We start from the raw sequence: 15,996 nt of genomic DNA, 5'->3' as shown, positions 1-15,996 counted from the left end.
CGGCGGCCTCGAGGCTTCACCGGGGCGGGGCGGCCTCAAGGTCCAGCAGCAGGGCCTTGGCTTCCGCCCCGCCCACGTACGCGCCCCGGCTGCCGTCGGAGCGGACCACACGGTGGCACGGCACCACCAGCGGCAGCGGGTTGCGGGCGCAGGCAGTCCCCACGGCCCGCACGGCGCGCGGGCTGGACGTCAGCGCAGCCACGGCGGCGTAGCTGGCCGTGTGCCCGTAGCCGATCTCGGGCAGGTGCGCCAGCACCTCGCGCCGGAAGCCGCCGGCCAGGCGGAAGTCCAGCGGCAGCTCGAACCGCCGCCGCCGCCCCGCAAAGTACTCGTCCAGTTCGCGGGCAGCCTCGTCCAGCCGTGCCGGTGCCCTGAGGATGCGCGGGCTGACCGTCGACGCCAGCGCGGCCAGCACGGCGTCGTGCCCCTCCCGCGCAAACGCCACCCGCACCAGCCCCGCCTCGGTGCCGGCCAGCAGGAGCGGCCCCACGGGGGACTCCACCACCCTGTACGCCACATCGATCAGGCCGTCCGCCGACGCCGCAGCCAGCAGCGACGCCCGCAGCCGTGCCACCGCCGGGGCCTCGCCCGCCGCCACTGCGGCAAGGTCCACCGGCAATCCATGGTTCATGCTCATAGCCCTCTCCCTTCCGTCCCGGACAACCCGGCCGGCCCGGCCAGGCGCGCCCGCAGTGCCTTCATCCCGTCGGCCGAGGCCCGCCGCGCCGCCGCCTCCGAATTCCCCAACAGGGCCGCCACCTCGGCATGCCTGAGCCCGGCCAGATGGTGGTAGACCACCGCCTCGCGCTGCCTTTTCGGCAGAGCGCCAATCGCCGCCCACACGGCGGCCGCGTCCTCGCCGGCCTCCACGGCATGGACGACGGCGTCCCCTCCGCCCGCGTCCGTCCCGCCAGGGAGGGTGGCCGCCTCCGTCCCGCCCGGGCGGCTGGCCGGCACCGGCAGCCGGCCGGCCTTCCGGTGGTGGTCGGCTGCCTTGTTCCGGGCAATCGTCACCAGCCACGCCTCGGCGTTGAGGGGTTCGGTGGACGGGTAGGCGCGCAGGGCCGCCAGGAACGTTTCCTGCCAGACGTCGTCGGCGTCCTGGACCCCGACCAGCGCCCGGCACACCCGCAGGACGGCGGTGCCGTGGGCTTCCACGAGGGCCTCGAACGGCGCCCGCGGGGCTGCGGCACGGCTCAAAACAACGCTTCGGTGTGGGTCCGTGACGGGTTTTCCAGCTCCAGCAGGAACTGTTTCCGCCCGAGCCCGCCGGCGTAGCCCACCAGGGAGCCGTCGGCGCCCACCACGCGGTGGCACGGGACGATGATGCTGATGGGGTTGCGGCCGTTGGCCGAGCCCACGGCCTGCGCCAGGGAACGGTCGCCCAGCAGTTCGGCAATGTCGCCATAGGTGCGCAGTTCGCCGTACGGGATCTGGCCCAGGGCGTCCCAGACGCGGTGCTGGAACGGGTTCCCGGCGGGTGCCAGCCGCAGGGAAAACTCCCGGCGGCTGCCGGCGAAGTATTCGCCCAGCTGCCGTGCCGTCGCCGCAAGGACGGGAGAGGCCGAGGTGTCGACCCGCTCCCCGAGCGCCTCCCAACCCGGCCGGCGCCGGTGTTCGGCCATGTACACGGCCGCCAGCCCGGCGTCGTTCGCCACGGCGGTCAGCGGGCCGATGGGCGAGTCAAAAACGGTGTAGGTGTTCATGTTTTTCCTCCATGCCCTGTAGACGCCCGCCGCCCCGAAAACGTGAGGAGCGGCAGCTGCGGGTTTCAGGGCCGGGCGGCGAAGCGTTCGAGCAGGTCGACGTAGCCAGAGACAATGAGCATGTCGCGCCCGGACACGCGCGTGTGGGGCTGGGCATAGGTGAAGTCCTCGCCGGGCGACTTCACCCCGACAATGGTCACCCCGTACTTGGAACGGACCTTGGACTCCTCGAGGGTGAAGCCCTGGGTCTCCTTCGGCGGGTACATTTTCACGATCGCGAAGTCGTCGTCGAACTCGATGAAGTCCAGCATGCGCCCGCCCACCAGGTGCGCGGCCCGGACGCCGGCGTCGGCCTCGGGGTAGATGACGTGGTTGGCGCCGATGCGCGTGAGGATCTTCCCGTGCGACTGCGTGATGGCCTTGACCCACAGGTGCGCGATGCCCAGGTCCACCAGGTTCACGGTGATGAGGACGCTGGATTCGATGGAGGTGCCCACCCCGACGACGGCGGAGCTGAAGTCCTGAGCGCCGAGCTGGCGGAGCGCGTCGATGTTGGTGGCGTCGGCCTCGACCACGTGCGTGAGGACGCCGGCCCACTTCTGGACCAGGGCGGGGTCGCGCTCGATCGCGAGCACCTCCCGGCCCTGCTTGACCAGCTGGTGGGCCGTGGACGCACCAAAGCGCCCCAGCCCAATGACCAGGACCGGCGCATTGTGCGGCGGGCGGTTGCTGGAATTTACCTTGTCAGCCAATGATGGGCCTCTCTTCCGGGTAGTGGTACAGCTGGCGGCGCTGGCGCAGGGCCAGGGCGGCAGCGAGCGTGATGGAGCCGACACGGCCAAAGAACATCAGGGCGCAGAGGACATACACGCCCGACGGCGGCAGCTGGGCGCTGAGCCCCGTGCTCAGGCCCACGGTGGCGAAGGCAGAGATCGTTTCAAACAGGACCCGGTCCAGGCCCTGTCCCGAGATGGCGAGCAGCAGCCCGCAGGCGATCATGACGAACGTGGCGCCCATCATGATCACGGAGATGGCCACGCGCATGGTCCCCTGCGGGATGGTGCGGCCGTAGATTTTCACGTCGTTGTCGCCGCGCGCCTCGGCCACGATGGCCAGGAACATCACGGCCAGGGTGGTGACCTTGATGCCGCCGGCCGTCGACGCCGAACCGCCGCCCACAAACATGAGGGCGTCGGTGAGCAGCATGGTGGAGGAATGCATGGAGTTCATGTCCACCAGGTTGAAGCCCAGGGACCTGGTCATGATGGAGGCAAAGATCGAGTGCGTGATCTTGTCGCCCAGGCTCATGTTGCCGATGGTGGCCGGGTTGGTCCATTCCATCGCGCCCCACAGCACGGCGCCGGCCACCAGCAGTATCAGCGAGACCTGGATGGTGAGCTTGGCGTGCAGCGTCCACTTCCTGAAGCGGAAGCCGCTGGCCAGCAGCACCATCAGGACGGGGAAGCCCAGGCTGCCGATGAAGCCGCCCACCATCAGCGGCACCAGGATCCACAGGTCCGCCTCGTAGGGGACCACGCCGTCGGAATGGGGGGTGAACCCGGCATTGTTGAAGGCCGAGATCGAGTAAAACGCGGCATGCCAGATGGCCTGGGGCAGGGTTTCGCCCAGGACCAGGAACCGCGGGGCCAAGATGAGTGCCAGCGCCGCCTCAATGGCCACGGAGGTGCTGATGACGATCCGCAGCAGCGTGCCCACTTCGCCCAGCCGCCCGGCGTTCATGGCTTCCTGGGCGATGAGCTTGCCGCGCACGCCCAGGCGCTTGCTGACCATCAGCGACATCAGCGAGGCCAGGGTCAGGATGCCCAGGCCGCCGACAAAGATGCCGATCAGGATCACCAGCTGGCCAAAAAACGACCAGTGCAGGGCGGTGGAGACGGTGGTCAGCCCGGTCACGCAGACGGCGGAGACGGCCGTGAACAACGCGTCGTGGAAGGCTGTGGCGTGGCCGTCGCGGGCCGCCGCGGGCAGGGACAGCACCAGCGTGAAGGCCAGGATGACGAGGGCAAAGACGATCAGCGCCAGCCGTGCCGGGGAGCTGTTGGCGACGCGGTCCACAAAGTCGCGGACGGTGACCACAACCGCGAGGGGCCAGCGGTTGGCCGTCGGGGCCTGGGTGGATTTAGTGGCCAAGGTGTATGCCGACCCTTCCTGCCCGTTGTAAGCCTTCCTGTTCCCTCCCCGCTGCCGCCGATACGGCAAAGCGGCGGGGAGTTCGGTAGCCTGTGATGGATGTCATCCATTGCCAGCACCGGGCCATCGGCCGTCCCGACAAGCATAGTCTGCGATGCGGCCATGGCTGCGTACAATTTTGGCCCCTGCCACCCCATGTCGCCAAAGCGGCTGGAGCTGACCTCCCGGCTGGCCCGCGAGCTGGGCATCCTGGACCTGCCGCAGGTGGCTGTTGCAGCGGCCCGCGTGGCCTCCGACGATGAGCTTGCCACCGTGCACAGCCCCGCCTACATCGCCGCCGTCAAGCGCGTGGGGGAGGACCCCGGCCGCCCCGATCCGGACCACGGGCTGGGCACCGAGGACGACCCGGCCTTCGCCGGCATGCACGAGGCCAGTGCCCGCCTGGCCGGCGCCTCCTTGAACGCCGCCGACGCCCTCATCTCCGGGGCCGCCGTGCACGCCGTCAACTTTGGCGGCGGCATGCACCACGCCAGCCGGGAGAAGGCCAGCGGATTCTGCATTTACAACGACGCCGCCATGGCCGTGCAGCGCCTCCTGGACGCCGGCGCGTCCAGGATTGCCTACGTGGACATCGACGCCCACCACGGGGACGGCACCCAGGGCATCTTTTGGGACGACCCCCGGGTCCTGACCATTTCCCTGCATGAATCCGGGCTGACCCTTTTTCCCGGCACGGGCTTCGCGAACGAGATCGGCGGGCCGCAGGCGCAGGGCTCGGCCGTGAATGTCGCCCTGCCGGCCGGCACGTCCGACGGCGGCTGGCTGCGTGCCTTCCACGCCGTGGTGCCGCAGTTGGTGGAGGCCTTCGGCCCGGACGTCATCGTCAGCCAGCATGGCTGCGACTCGCACCGGGACGACGATCTGACCCATTTGAACACCAGCGTCGACGCCCAGCGGGAGGCTGCCCTGTCCATTGCAGCCCTGGCCGGCAAGGTGTGCGGCGGCCGCTGGCTGGCGACCGGCGGCGGCGGGTATAACATCATCAGCGTGGTCCCGCGGGTGTGGGCGCACCTGATGGCGATAGCCGCCGGCTGCCCCGTCCCGCTGCGCACCCCCGTCCCTGAAGCGTGGCGCAAGCATGTCCTGGAACGCTACGGCCGGGTGGCGCCGCTGCTCATGGGGGAGGATGCGGACACCTGGTGGAGGTCCTGGGAAGTGGGCTACAACCCCTCCGACGCCGTGGACCGCACCATCATGGCCACGCGCAAGGCGGTGTTTCCGCTCTACGGGCTGGACCCGTGGTTCGATTGAAGATGCCGTGGCTGGCATATGTCGCTAGGGTGGTGTGATGGTCGTTGAAGCAGTATTCGCAGTCATTGCCGAGGTCACGCGCAGGGACATCCTGGAGGCACTGGCCACCGGGCACAAGGCTGTGGGCCAGCTCGTGGAGGAACTGGGGGTGTCCCAGCCCACCGTGTCCAAGCACCTGCGCGTGCTGCGTGAGGCCGGCGTGGTGACCATGCGCGCCCAGGGCCAGAAGCGCTTCTACAGCATCAACACCGAACCGCTCACGCTCGTGTCCGAATGGCTGGACGGGCTGGGCGCCGGGGTGGCCGCAACGCCGCGGCCTGTGGCGCCCGCACGGGTGGCCGCGCCCGCTCCCGCAGCCCCGGCCGCTCCCACCCCGGCAGCCCCGGCTGCTCCCACCCCGGCCGCCTCAGCAGCCCCAGCGCCCTGGACAGTTCCGGCCACACCGGCCGTCGTCGTTCCGGCCGCCTCTGCAGCCCAACTCGAGCCGGCAGGCCTGCCGGTGCCGTCCGGCGTCGTCCAGGACGGGGCGCACGATCCCTCTGTGCAGCAGCAGATCACCCGCAGTGTGGGGCGTGCGGCCAACAAGGCCGCGGACCTGCTGGCCAACCTGCCGTCCTTTCGCCGCCGCAAGGACTGAACACGCCAAAAACCGGACGGGCAGCTGCCGCCACGCCCCCGTAACCGTTCGATACTTGCAAGATCATGCATGTGGTCTCAAATGGCAAGAAAAATTGGCGTTAGCGGCCGGGTGATTGGAACATTGCAATCAAGCATATTTATTCGCCCCGTCGCGGGGCCCGTCATTGTAGGGAGACTCATGGACACCAGGCTCGAAGCCGTCCGGGACCAGGTATTGGCCCGCAACCCCGGGGAAAAGGAATTCCACCAGGCAGTCATCGAAGTGTTCGAGAGCCTGGGCCCGGTACTGGATAAACATCCAGAATTCGTTGATGCGGCCGTGCTGCAGCGGTTGTGCGAGCCCGAGCGCCAGATCATCTTCCGGGTGCCGTGGGTCGACGATGCGGGCCGCGTGCAGATCAACCGCGGCTTCCGCGTTGAATTCAACTCGGCCCTCGGCCCGTACAAGGGCGGGCTGCGCTTCCACCCCTCGGTGTACCTGGGCATTGTGAAGTTCCTCGGCTTCGAGCAGATCTTCAAGAACGCCCTGACCGGGATGCCGATCGGCGGCGGCAAGGGCGGCTCCGACTTTGACCCCCGCGGCAAGTCCGACGGCGAAGTCATGCGTTTCTGCCAGTCGTTCATGACCGAGCTCTACCGCCACATCGGCGAGTACACCGACGTCCCCGCCGGCGACATCGGCGTGGGCGGGCGCGAGATCGGCTACCTGTTCGGCCAGTACAAGCGCATCACCAACCGCTACGAGTCCGGCGTGCTGACAGGCAAGGGCATCGGCTGGGGCGGTTCCCTGGTGCGCCCCGAGGCCACCGGCTACGGCACGGTGCTGTTTGCCCAGGAAATGCTCAAGACGCGCGGGACCTCCTTCGACGGCCAGCGTGTGGTGGTCTCCGGATCCGGCAACGTGGCAACCTTCGCCATCGCCAAGGCCCAGCAGTTTGGTGCCAAGGTCGTGGCCTGCTCGGACTCCTCCGGCTACGTTGTGGATGAGAACGGCATCGACGTTCCCCTGCTGCGCCAGATCAAGGAAAAGGAACGTGGCCGCCTCAAGGAATACGCGGTCCGCCGCGGCGCCTCGGTCAGCTACGTCGAGGGCGGCTCCGTCTGGGACGTGGACACCGCTGTGGCCCTTCCCTGTGCCACACAAAACGAACTCAGCACCGAGGCGGCAACACGCCTGGTGAAGAACGGCCTCATCGCCGTCGCCGAAGGCGCCAACATGCCTTCCACGTCCGGCGCCGTTGCCGTCTTCCAGGAAGCGGGCGTCCTCTTCGGGCCCGGCAAGGCGGCCAACGCCGGCGGCGTTGCAACCTCCGCACTGGAAATGCAGCAGAACGCCAGCCGTGACGCCTGGTCCTTCGAACACACCGAGCAGCGCCTCACGCAGATCATGGTCGGCATCCATGACCGTTGCGCCGAGACCGCCGAGACCTACGGATCCCCGGGCAACTACGTGGTTGGCGCCAACATTGCCGGCTTCGTCAAGGTGGCCGACGCCATGCTGGCCCAGGGCCTGATCTAGGGGCCGGTCTTCCGGACAGCACTACCACGCACCTTCGGCGCGTTCCCCATCCGGGGGACGCGCCAAAAGTGTCCTGGCCGCAGGTACGGTGCGGGACCGGCGCAGCTGCGGCTACGCTGGAAGCGGGACCGGCGCCACGGACGCCGGCCACGTCCTTGGGGAGGGTGAACCGTGGTCGGTGCAAAGGCGCCTGGGCATGTGGTGGTTGTTGGTGCGGGGATCATCGGGCTCTCCACCGCCTGGTATCTGCAGGAGCGCGGCATCGGCGTCACCGTGGTGGACCGCGGCGGGGTTGCCAGCGGTTCCTCGTGGGGCAATGCCGGCTGGCTGACCCCGGCCCTCACGCTTCCGCTCAGCGAACCCTCCGTCCTGACCTACGGCCTGAAGGCGATGCTGGATCCTGCCTCGCCGCTGTATGTCCCGTTCTCCGCGGACCCGCAGTTGCTGAAATTCCTGGCCGGCTTTGCCCGGAACTGCACGCCCGGCAGGTGGCGGGCCGCCATGGGCGTCTTTGCCGAGGTGGGCCACACCGGCCTGGACGCCTTTGACGAGATTGCACAGGCCGCCGGACCCGGCGCCGAGCCCACCCGCCCGGCCGATCCCTTCCTGGCGGCCTTTGCTTCCGTGGCGGACCGCGATGCGCTGGTGAAGGAATTCCGCGTGATCCGCGAGACCGGCGGCAGCGTCGACTACTCGCTCATGTCCGGCGGGGAAATCCGCGGCCTCGAGCCCGCCTTGGGCGCCGGCGTGGTGGCAGGCATCGGGATCCGCGGCCAGCGCTACCTCAACCCGCCGAGGTTCATGGATTCACTGGCCCGGTCCGTCACCGCCCGCGGCGGCACCATCACGGGTGCCTTCAACGTCCTGGACGTCCGTGACACCGGCACCGGCGTGGAAATCATTGGCTCCGAGGGGCGTGCCCTTGCGGCCGACGCCGTTGTCCTCGCCACGGGCGCGTGGCTGGGGGCCCTGGCCCGCAGGTTCGGCGTCAGGCGGGTGGTCCAGGCCGGCCGCGGCTACAGCTTCACCGTGGTGCCCGGGTCCATGCCCGGCCGTCCCATTTATTTCCCTGCCCAGCGGGTGGCTTGCACCCCGCTGGGCGACAGGGTCCGTGTGGCCGGCATGATGGAGTTCCGCGACGCCGGTGCACCCCTGGACCCGCGGCGGATCCAGGCCATCGTGGCCGCCGCGGCGCCCATGTTCACGGGTATCGACTGGGAGGACCGTGCCGAGGAATGGGTGGGCGCACGGCCCTGCACCACGGACGGCTTCCCGCTGGTCGGCGCCTCACGGTCGCCGCGCGTGCACGTGGCCGGAGGCCACGGCATGTGGGGCATCGCGCTGGGCCCGCTGACCGGCAAGATGGTGGCCGCCGGGCTCACCGGCACCACTCCGCCGGCCATCATGCGCCACTTCAACCCGCTGCGCTGAGCCCGCAACACAAACGGTCACAATTTGGCGCGGCGTCACAGGGCGGCCTACAGTAAAGCCATGACAAACCGTTGGTATGCGTATTTTTCGTTGGCTCTGGAGGGGCCCGCGTCGAACTGACACGCATCCAACACACCTTCAGAGCCAACAGGACAGGGAACATTCCCTGTCCTTCGCCATTTCCAGGCGGGTTTCTGAACAGGGGCCCGCTGCCACCTGACATAAGGAACCGCCCCGTGACCACCACAGCAGCAGAAACCACCAGCACCGCAAACCTGCGTGTCAGCCAGTTCACCGCACTCCCGTCGCCGGCCGAACTCCAGGCCGAACTGCCGCTGGACGCCCAGGCGGCCAACGTCGTCGAACGCGGCCGCGACCAGGTCCGGGCGGTCCTGGACGGGGTCGACGACCGCCTGTTGGTGATTGTGGGCCCGTGCTCCATCCACGATCCCGCCGCCGGCCTCGAGTACGCGCACCGGCTGGCAGCGGCAGCCAGGGAGCACGAGGAGGACCTGCTCGTGGTGATGCGCGCCTACTTCGAAAAGCCGCGCACCACGGTGGGCTGGAAGGGCCTGATCAACGATCCGCTCCTGGACGGCAGCCATGACGTCGCCACGGGCCTGCGGATGGCCCGGGAATTCCTTCTCGGCGTGGCCCGCCTCGGCCTGCCCGCCGGCACCGAATTCCTCGAACCCATCAGCCCCCAGTACACGGCCGACCTCATCGCCTGGGGCGCCATCGGGGCGCGCACCGCCGAAAGCCAGATCCACCGCCAGCTCTCATCCGGGCTGTCCATGCCGGTGGGCTTCAAGAACGGCACCGACGGCGACCTCCAGGTGGCCCTTGACGCCTGCCAGGCCGCGAGTGCCGCGCAGTCCTTCCTGGGGGTCGACGGCGACGGCCGCGCCGCCCTCGTGGGCACCTCCGGCAACCCGGACACGCACGTGATCCTGCGCGGCGGCCGCAAGGGCCCCAACTACGCCGCGTCCGACGTCGAGGCCGCCGCGGCCCAGGCGGCAGGCGCCGGGATCAACCCCCGCCTGGTGGTGGATGCCAGCCACGCCAACTCAGGCAAAAGCCACCATCGGCAGGCCGAGGTGGCCCTGGAGATCGGCGCCCAGCTCGAAGGCGGCGGCCCCTCCTCGCAGGCCATTGCCGGCGTCATGCTCGAAAGCTTCCTGGTGGGAGGGGCACAGAAGCTGGACACCGGGGAGGTTGCTGCGGGCACGGCCCGGCTGAGCTACGGCCAGAGCGTCACGGACGCCTGCATGGAGTGGGACGTGACGGCGGATGTGCTGGCGAAGCTGGCCGGGGCCTCGCACGCACGGCGCACCCGGGCACAGGAACAGCGCCCGGTCCCGGCCGGCCCAAGTTTCCGGTAACAGCTTTCACTTTGGACCCGCCAGCATCTAGAGTAAGGCGTATAGTAGTCCGGGCTGCAGTTCTCCCGGGGTCATTCCACTCGACAATAGCGAAGCATGGGGCCAAGGTGCAGGAGCAAAACTTCTCCGATGTGAACTTCCTGACGGTCCAGGAAGTTGCGGAGCTCATGCGCGTGTCGAAGATGACCGTTTACCGCATGGTGCATGCCGGAGAGCTGCCCGCCGTCCGCTTCGGCCGGTCCTACCGGGTGCCGCAGAACGCCGTGGAGGCCATCCTGAAATCGCCGGTGGTGGAAGAACGGGGCCAGGGCAGGCGGCGGGACGGGGCCGCCGGTTCGGCGCATACCGGCTAGAGGCGGTACCCTAGGAAAGATCCATTTTCGGCTTTGACCGATTCCTGCGATCGGTCGACCTAATCGTTCACGGCTTCTTTTGGGGCCAACTATGTAGTTTGTGAGGAATCCATGGGTTCAGTTATCAAGAAGCGCCGCAAGCGGATGGCCAAGAAGAAGCACCGCAAGTTGCTTCGCAAGACCCGCCACCAGCGCCGCAACAAGAAGTAAGTACGCTTCTGCACAAGGCACCCGTCCACATCCGTGGGCGGGTGTTTTCGCTTAAGGACGCCCGTCACCGGCCGGCACGGCACGGTGCGGCGCCTTACTTGCGGCGCCTTACTTGCGGCGCATGGAGGAAATGCCCCGCCACAGCCCGTACACCACGCCGGCGCCCGTGGCGGCCTGCAGGCCCAGGGTGGCGGCCCGGCGGCCCGAACGGTAGTCGTAAATGGGCCAGTTGTGTTCACGGGCGTGGCGGCGCAGCCTGGCATCGGGGTTGATTGCCACGGGGTTGCCCACCGTGGTCAGGAGCGGAATGTCGTTGTACGAGTCGCTGTAGGCCCAGCACCGGGCCAGGTCCAGCCCCTGCATTTCCGCCAGCTCGCGCACGGCCCGGCCCTTGGCGGCGCCATGGAGGATCTCGCCCACAATGCGTCCGGTGTAGAAGCCGCCGTCGACCTCGGCCACCGTGCCCAGGGCGCCGGTCAGCTTGAGCCGCTGGGCAATGACGCCGGCCACCTCCACGGGTGTCGCCGTCACGAGCCACACCTGCCGGCCGGATTTGAGGTGTTCCTGGGTCAGGGCCAGCGTGCCGGGCCAGATTTTCGAGACGATCATCTCGTCATAGACTTCCTCGCCCAGGTGGCGGACAAGGTCGGCGCTGATGCCGGCGGCCAGTTTTTGCGCCGAGTCCTGGATGGAATGGACGTCGGACATGTTTTCCCCGCGCAGGATGAACTTCGCCTGCTTCCACGCGAATCCGGCGGCGTCACGCAGCGTGAAGGTCTTCTTCTGGTACATTTTGCGCGCCACGTGGAACAGGCTGGCGCCCTTCATGAGCGTGTTGTCCACGTCAAAGAATGCGGCTTCGCCCTGGAGTTTCGCAGCGGTCGAGGCAGCCTCGGCGCTATCGGTGGTCACATCGGGCATGCAACGAGTCTAGCCATTCCAGACCCGCCTTGCCCGCTGCACCGGATACGGCGCGGTTAATAGTGGCCGGGGGCGAAGTGTGCGTACGGTTAACAGATGGAGCCAGTTTCCGGCGCAACGCCGACCCTTGAATTGATCACCAAGGCCGAATGCCACCTGTGTGAGGACGCCCGGGCGGTGGTGGCCGCGGTGGCCGCACCCCTGGGCCTGGCATGGAGCGAGCGCCGGATCGACGGCGATCCGGCGCTCGCCGGGCGGTACGGCGAGGAAGTCCCGGTGGTCCTGGTGGACGGGGTGCCGCGCGACTTCTGGCACATCGACCCGGTGCGCCTGCGCACCGTGCTCGTGGGCCTGATGGGGGCGGACGGGCCGCCGGAGGCCGCGGGGCAACCCCGCTTTGGCTAACCCGGGCCCCGGTCCTACAGTTGATAATGGCCGACGGCGGACCGTGGGGACATTTGTTTCCCGCCCGGGTGTGGCCTTGCAAAAGAATTTGGAGTGTCACCTTGTCCCCAGCGCAGACCCCGGAGGAACCGGCTGCAGAATCGGCCCGGCAACTGCCCCCTGCCACGGTGTCACGGCTGACACTGTACCTGCGCATGCTCAATGCGCTCCTTGCCGAAGGCACGGAACGGGTGTCCTCGGAAGCCCTGGCCGAGTCGGCCGGCGTCGGCTCCGCCAATGTCCGCAAGGACCTTTCCTACCTGGGCTCCTACGGCACCCGCGGGGTCGGCTACGAGGTGGGGCACCTGAGCCGCAAGATCGCCCAGGCGCTGGGCCTGACCCACGAATGGCGGGTGGCCATCGTCGGGGCCGGCAACCTGGGCCGGGCACTGGCTAGGTACGCCGGCTTTGAATCACGCGGCTTTGACGTGGTGGCCTTGTTCGACGCCGACCAAATGCTGGTGGGCACGGAAATCGGCTGGCTGCGCGTCACGGACGTGGCCGAGCTGGAACACACGCTGGAGAAGACCCGGGCCAACATGGTGGTCCTGGCGCTCCCTGCCGCCGTGGCCCAGGCGGTGTGCGACCGTGTGGTGGCCGCCGGCATCCACAGCATCCTCAGCTTTGCGCCCGTCGCCCTTACGGTGCCCGCCTTCGTCAACCTGCGCAAGGTGGACATGGCCACGGAACTGCAGATCCTCGCCTACCACGCCCAGCGGCTGGCCGACCCGCGGCTGGAGCAGGACCGGCCCGGCGCCTGAGTGCACCCGGGCAAGTACCTGTCCGCCCAGTACCTGTCCGTTCAGTACCCGTGCGGGCCGTTGCCAGGGACGCGCTTGGCGAAGTATTCCTTGGCGGGGGAGCGGAAGAGGATGATGATGCCCACGACCCCCAGCCCCACCTGGACGATCGTGAAAATATTCGGCTGTGTCAGCGCCGCCAGGGACACGATGGCCAGCACCAGCCCCGTGGTCCGTGCCCAGCCGGCGCCGCGGCGGATTTTTACCGCGAGCCAAAAATAGGCCACTGCGGCAATCAGGCTCAGGACCGTGGCGGCCACCAGGAGGCCGGTGATCGCGGACTGGTCCGCCAGCAGGGAGCTGTAGGCCGGATCGCTGGGCAGCGCCGACGTCAGCGCGTCAATGAGGGTGCTCCGAGCCGCCGGCAGGAACAGCACAAACAGCAGCAGCACGGCGGAAAGCGCCTGCAGGGCACCGGCGGCCATGATCAGCCGGCTGGCGAGCGCCACCGGACGCGGGGCGGCCAGGTGCTGGCCCGGCGGGACGGGGCCGGCGCCGCGGGGCGGCAGCTTGCCGCCGTTGGCCTGGCTTGCGGAGCCCCGGTAATCCGGCCCCCCGTAGCCGGGATAGGCGGAGGCGGGCGGCAGGCCCCGGGAGGGTCCGGCGTCGTGGTTGGCTTCGGTGGACGACGGCGGCTGCCAGCCTTCCGGGGCGTACTGGCCGTAGCGCGGCACACCGGGGGAGACCTCCCCGTAGTGCCCGGGTCGGGGACCGGAGGCGGGCCGCTCTTGAGGAGTTTCGTCAGGAGTGGTCATGGGAGTGGTCCCTTTCAGTGGCGGCCGGCGGCAGGCAAAACGGCCGCGCCGGGTGTGTATTTAACCCTACGCGACCGCGTGCCGGGGAACTACCCGGCAGGTCCCTGCACGGGCCCCGGGATGTAAAAAAGCGACGTGCCGGCCCGCCATGGGTGGCAGGCCGGCACGTCGCGTGGTGCAGGGGTGTGGCTAGGCAGCCTTCACGAAGGCAACGTCCAAGGTGATGGTGACCTTGTCGGAGACCAGGACGCCGCCGGCCTCGAGTGCAGCGTTCCAGGTCAGGCCGAATTCCTTGCGGCTGATGACGGTCTTGGCTTCAAAGCCTGCGCGGGTGGCGCCGAACGGGTCCACGGCCACGCCGTTGAACTCGCCCTTGAAGGTGACGGTCTTGGAGATGCCGCGGATGGTCAGCTCACCGGTGAGTTCAAAGTCGCCTTCGTCGCCGGAGACGCTCGTGGAGGTGAATGAAAGGGTGGGGAACTGCTCGACGTCGAAGAAGTCCGCGCTGCGGACGTGGCCGTCGCGGTTCTCGTCGCCGGAGTTGAAGCTGGCGGCCTGGATCGTGGCGGTGACGTTGGCGTCGGCCACGGTTTCACCCAGCGTCAGGGTGGCGGCCACGTCGGTGAACTTCCCGCGGACCTTGGAGATGCCGGCGTGGCGGACGGTGAAGCCCACCGCGCTGTGGGCGGCGTCAAAGTTCCACGTGCCCTGGCTCAGGCCTACGGTTTCAACAGCTGTTGCAGTCATGGTTTCTCCTTGGGGAATGTACTTGGGAAATACGTTGGATACGGCGTTCAGGACCCGGGGGCCGAATCCTTCACCGGGTATAAGCATGCGTTTGCATCTAATATTCCCCAGGCGGGACATTTTTTTAAAAAGTTTTCAACCGGCCCGTGGCCACTGTGGCGCCCGAGTCTGGGAATTCCCTGATTAACCCCCATCCCCGTAACTTTGAGAAACTTGGACACATGCCCCGAGTCACTGTTCACCTTCTGCGCCATGGCGAGGTATTTAACCCCGACGGCGTCCTGTACGGCAGGCTTCCCGAATTCCACCTCTCCGACCGTGGCCGTGCCATGGCGGACATGGTGGCCGGGCACTTCAAGGACCTGGCAGAGCGGGGCGCCGCCCCCGTCCACCTGGTGGCCTCGCCGCTGGACCGTGCGCAGGAAACAGCGCAGCCCACGGCAGCCGCCCTGGGCCTGGACATCGTCACGGACCCGCGCATCATCGAGGCGGAAAACCACTTTGAAGGCATGAAGGTCAACAAGGCCGAGCTCCTGAAGCCGCGGCACTGGCGCTACTTTGCCAACCCGCTGCGCCCGTCCTGGGGTGAGCCCTACGCAGCCCAGGCGAAACGCATGCTCGAAGCGGCACGGGACGCCCGGCGTCGTGCCTTCGAGTTGGGCGGGGAAGGCGCGCAGGCCATCATGGTCAGCCACCAGCTGCCCATCTGGGCCACCCGGCGCAGCGCCGAGGGCAAGCGGCTGTGGCACGACCCGCGCCATCGCGAATGCACGCTGGCCTCGCTGACTTCCCTCATCTTTGAGGGCGACGACGTCGTTGGCGTGCAGTACAGCGAACCCGCAGCGGTGCTTTTGCCCGGCGCAGCGACCACGCCCGGAGCCTGAATGTGCCGTCCGGGCTAGGCGAAAGCCACCTTTTCGACGTAATGTAGAAATTCCGATGGAAAAATCCGCCGTGCCACGGCACTGGAAAAGCGCAAGATGAAAGACAACTAGAGTGACTTCCTCGATGAGCCGCCGTTCACTGTTCGCCGCCACCGGCGCCGTGCTGGCCGTTGGCCTCGCCGCGTGCACGGCCAACGACCCCCTGGCTAAACAAGCCGTGGCCGGGGACAACAAGGGCTTCGTGGCCGGCGACGGTTCGGTCACCGAATACGCCGCGAACAAGCGCAGCGCACCCGTGGACTTTTCCGGGACGCTCTTCAAGGGCGGCACCGTCAGCGCCGCCCAGCTGCGCGGCAAGGTCACGGTCCTGAACTTTTGGTACGCGGCGTGTTCCCCGTGCCGGCTGGAGGCGCCTGACCTGCAGGCCCTGCACGTTGAGTTCGAACCCAAGGGCGTGGGGTTCCTCGGCGTGAACATCCGCGACGAGGCGCCCACCGCCGAGGCGTTCGAGCGCACCTTCAAGCTGACGTACCCGAGCATCATGGACAAGGACGGCGGCGTGCTGCTGGCGCTCTCCCAGCGCGACCTGGTCAAACCCTCCGCCGTGCCCACCACCTTGGTGCTGGACAAGCAGGGGCGTGTCTCCGCCCGGCTCCTGGGCACCGCGGACAAGGGCACGCTCAAGGCGCTGATCATCTCTGCACTGGCCGAGAAGTAGGGCCGGTGTCCACCAACCCATTTGC

Annotated in this window: 19 protein-coding genes; 11 read left to right on the top strand and 8 right to left on the bottom strand. The window is 68.3% G+C overall.

The window, feature by feature from the left end; translation table 11 throughout:
- Positions 1–16: 16 nt before the first annotated feature.
- From MMF96_RS13960 to MMF96_RS13940, 5 genes are all read right to left on the bottom strand, one after another.
- A complete protein-coding gene (locus MMF96_RS13960; RefSeq protein WP_256883897.1) occupies positions 17–631 on the bottom strand; it encodes a methylated-DNA--[protein]-cysteine S-methyltransferase in 615 nt (204 codons plus the stop codon).
- Positions 632–633: 2 nt separating this feature from the next.
- The gene (locus MMF96_RS13955) at positions 634–1,200 is read right to left on the bottom strand and encodes an RNA polymerase sigma factor (RefSeq protein ID WP_176617715.1); all 567 of its coding nucleotides are present in this window, start codon (positions 1,198–1,200) and stop codon (positions 634–636) included.
- Positions 1,197–1,706, bottom strand: a complete 510-nt coding sequence (locus MMF96_RS13950; RefSeq protein WP_256883888.1) for a methylated-DNA--[protein]-cysteine S-methyltransferase — start codon at positions 1,704–1,706, stop codon at positions 1,197–1,199. The genes MMF96_RS13955 and MMF96_RS13950 overlap by 4 nt, the downstream gene beginning before the upstream one ends.
- 65 nt (positions 1,707–1,771) lie before the next feature.
- Positions 1,772–2,458 (bottom strand): TrkA family potassium uptake protein, encoded by a 687-nt coding sequence (locus MMF96_RS13945; protein ID WP_176617717.1) that lies wholly within the window; start codon positions 2,456–2,458, stop codon positions 1,772–1,774.
- Positions 2,451–3,803, bottom strand: a complete 1,353-nt coding sequence (locus tag MMF96_RS13940) for a potassium transporter TrkG (protein ID WP_256883896.1) — start codon at positions 3,801–3,803, stop codon at positions 2,451–2,453. The genes MMF96_RS13945 and MMF96_RS13940 overlap by 8 nt, the downstream gene beginning before the upstream one ends.
- A gap of 216 nt (positions 3,804–4,019) precedes the next feature.
- Between MMF96_RS13940 and MMF96_RS13935 the strand changes: the two genes are divergently transcribed.
- The 7 genes from MMF96_RS13935 to MMF96_RS13905 all read left to right on the top strand — a co-directional run bounded on the left by MMF96_RS13935 (position 4,020) and on the right by MMF96_RS13905 (position 10,702).
- On the top strand, positions 4,020–5,168 hold the full coding sequence (locus tag MMF96_RS13935) for an acetoin utilization protein AcuC (RefSeq protein ID WP_256883887.1): 1,149 nt from the start codon (positions 4,020–4,022) through the stop codon (positions 5,166–5,168).
- Between the two features lie 37 nt (positions 5,169–5,205).
- On the top strand, positions 5,206–5,805 hold the full coding sequence (locus tag MMF96_RS13930; RefSeq protein WP_256883886.1) for a helix-turn-helix transcriptional regulator: 600 nt from the start codon (positions 5,206–5,208) through the stop codon (positions 5,803–5,805).
- Positions 5,806–5,985: 180 nt separating this feature from the next.
- On the top strand, positions 5,986–7,326 hold the full coding sequence (gdhA, locus tag MMF96_RS13925; RefSeq protein WP_176617721.1) for an NADP-specific glutamate dehydrogenase: 1,341 nt from the start codon (positions 5,986–5,988) through the stop codon (positions 7,324–7,326).
- A 171-nt stretch (positions 7,327–7,497) separates the two neighbouring features.
- Positions 7,498–8,757: an FAD-dependent oxidoreductase gene (locus MMF96_RS13920; protein WP_256883885.1), complete on the top strand. Its 1,260-nt coding sequence runs from the start codon at positions 7,498–7,500 to the stop codon at positions 8,755–8,757.
- Between the two features lie 236 nt (positions 8,758–8,993).
- Positions 8,994–10,139 (top strand): 3-deoxy-7-phosphoheptulonate synthase, encoded by a 1,146-nt coding sequence (locus MMF96_RS13915; protein ID WP_256883884.1) that lies wholly within the window; start codon positions 8,994–8,996, stop codon positions 10,137–10,139.
- 107 nt (positions 10,140–10,246) lie between these two features.
- Positions 10,247–10,492: a helix-turn-helix domain-containing protein gene (locus MMF96_RS13910; RefSeq protein ID WP_176617724.1), complete on the top strand. Its 246-nt coding sequence runs from the start codon at positions 10,247–10,249 to the stop codon at positions 10,490–10,492.
- A 111-nt stretch (positions 10,493–10,603) separates the two neighbouring features.
- Positions 10,604–10,702 carry a 30S ribosomal protein bS22 gene (locus tag MMF96_RS13905; RefSeq protein WP_003792170.1) on the top strand — a complete coding sequence of 33 codons (99 nt, stop codon included), beginning with the start codon at positions 10,604–10,606 and terminating at the stop codon, positions 10,700–10,702.
- A gap of 108 nt (positions 10,703–10,810) precedes the next feature.
- Here the strand turns inward: MMF96_RS13905 and MMF96_RS13900 are convergent, their stop codons facing one another.
- Positions 10,811–11,623 carry an HAD family phosphatase gene (locus MMF96_RS13900; RefSeq protein ID WP_176617725.1) on the bottom strand — a complete coding sequence of 271 codons (813 nt, stop codon included), beginning with the start codon at positions 11,621–11,623 and terminating at the stop codon, positions 10,811–10,813.
- Positions 11,624–11,719: 96 nt separating this feature from the next.
- Between MMF96_RS13900 and MMF96_RS13895 the strand changes: the two genes are divergently transcribed.
- Positions 11,720–12,028 carry a glutaredoxin family protein gene (locus tag MMF96_RS13895; RefSeq protein WP_256883883.1) on the top strand — a complete coding sequence of 103 codons (309 nt, stop codon included), beginning with the start codon at positions 11,720–11,722 and terminating at the stop codon, positions 12,026–12,028.
- Positions 12,029–12,129: 101 nt separating this feature from the next.
- Positions 12,130–12,828, top strand: coding sequence for a redox-sensing transcriptional repressor Rex (locus MMF96_RS13890; RefSeq protein WP_256127994.1), 699 nt, complete (start codon positions 12,130–12,132; stop codon positions 12,826–12,828).
- Positions 12,829–12,869: 41 nt separating this feature from the next.
- Here the strand turns inward: MMF96_RS13890 and MMF96_RS13885 are convergent, their stop codons facing one another.
- Both MMF96_RS13885 and MMF96_RS13880 read right to left on the bottom strand, forming a co-directional pair.
- On the bottom strand, positions 12,870–13,622 hold the full coding sequence (locus MMF96_RS13885; protein ID WP_256883882.1) for a hypothetical protein: 753 nt from the start codon (positions 13,620–13,622) through the stop codon (positions 12,870–12,872).
- Between the two features lie 189 nt (positions 13,623–13,811).
- Positions 13,812–14,369 carry a YceI family protein gene (locus tag MMF96_RS13880; RefSeq protein WP_176617729.1) on the bottom strand — a complete coding sequence of 186 codons (558 nt, stop codon included), beginning with the start codon at positions 14,367–14,369 and terminating at the stop codon, positions 13,812–13,814.
- A 221-nt stretch (positions 14,370–14,590) separates the two neighbouring features.
- Here MMF96_RS13880 and MMF96_RS13875 point away from each other — a divergent pair, with 221 nt between their 5' ends.
- Entirely contained in the window at positions 14,591–15,253 is a 663-nt protein-coding gene (locus MMF96_RS13875) for a histidine phosphatase family protein (protein WP_176617730.1), read from the top strand.
- A gap of 124 nt (positions 15,254–15,377) precedes the next feature.
- Positions 15,378–15,971, top strand: a complete 594-nt coding sequence (locus tag MMF96_RS13870; RefSeq protein WP_256883881.1) for a TlpA disulfide reductase family protein — start codon at positions 15,378–15,380, stop codon at positions 15,969–15,971.
- Positions 15,972–15,996: the final 25 nt, after the last annotated feature.

The organism is Arthrobacter sp. STN4 (assembly GCF_024539665.1).
Classification (GTDB): domain Bacteria; phylum Actinomycetota; class Actinomycetes; order Actinomycetales; family Micrococcaceae; genus Specibacter.
This window is presented reverse-complemented; position numbering and strand designations above follow the sequence as displayed.

Bases quoted from the DNA above. Each gene is read 5' to 3' on its own strand.
- MMF96_RS13960 (WP_256883897.1), bottom strand. From the start codon at position 631: ATGAACCATGGATTGCCGGTGGACCTTGCCGCAGTGGCGGCGGGCGAG.
- MMF96_RS13950 (WP_256883888.1), bottom strand. From the start codon at position 1,706: ATGAACACCTACACCGTTTTTGACTCGCCCATCGGCCCGCTGACCGCC.
- MMF96_RS13935 (WP_256883887.1), top strand. From the start codon at position 4,020: ATGGCTGCGTACAATTTTGGCCCCTGCCACCCCATGTCGCCAAAGCGG.
- MMF96_RS13930 (WP_256883886.1), top strand. From the start codon at position 5,206: ATGGTCGTTGAAGCAGTATTCGCAGTCATTGCCGAGGTCACGCGCAGG.
- gdhA (WP_176617721.1), top strand. From the start codon at position 5,986: ATGGACACCAGGCTCGAAGCCGTCCGGGACCAGGTATTGGCCCGCAAC.
- MMF96_RS13905 (WP_003792170.1), top strand. From the start codon at position 10,604: ATGGGTTCAGTTATCAAGAAGCGCCGCAAGCGGATGGCCAAGAAGAAG.
- MMF96_RS13900 (WP_176617725.1), bottom strand. From the start codon at position 11,623: ATGCCCGATGTGACCACCGATAGCGCCGAGGCTGCCTCGACCGCTGCG.
- MMF96_RS13895 (WP_256883883.1), top strand. From the start codon at position 11,720: ATGGAGCCAGTTTCCGGCGCAACGCCGACCCTTGAATTGATCACCAAG.
- MMF96_RS13885 (WP_256883882.1), bottom strand. From the start codon at position 13,622: ATGACCACTCCTGACGAAACTCCTCAAGAGCGGCCCGCCTCCGGTCCC.
- MMF96_RS13880 (WP_176617729.1), bottom strand. From the start codon at position 14,369: ATGACTGCAACAGCTGTTGAAACCGTAGGCCTGAGCCAGGGCACGTGG.
- MMF96_RS13875 (WP_176617730.1), top strand. From the start codon at position 14,591: ATGCCCCGAGTCACTGTTCACCTTCTGCGCCATGGCGAGGTATTTAAC.
- MMF96_RS13870 (WP_256883881.1), top strand. From the start codon at position 15,378: ATGAGCCGCCGTTCACTGTTCGCCGCCACCGGCGCCGTGCTGGCCGTT.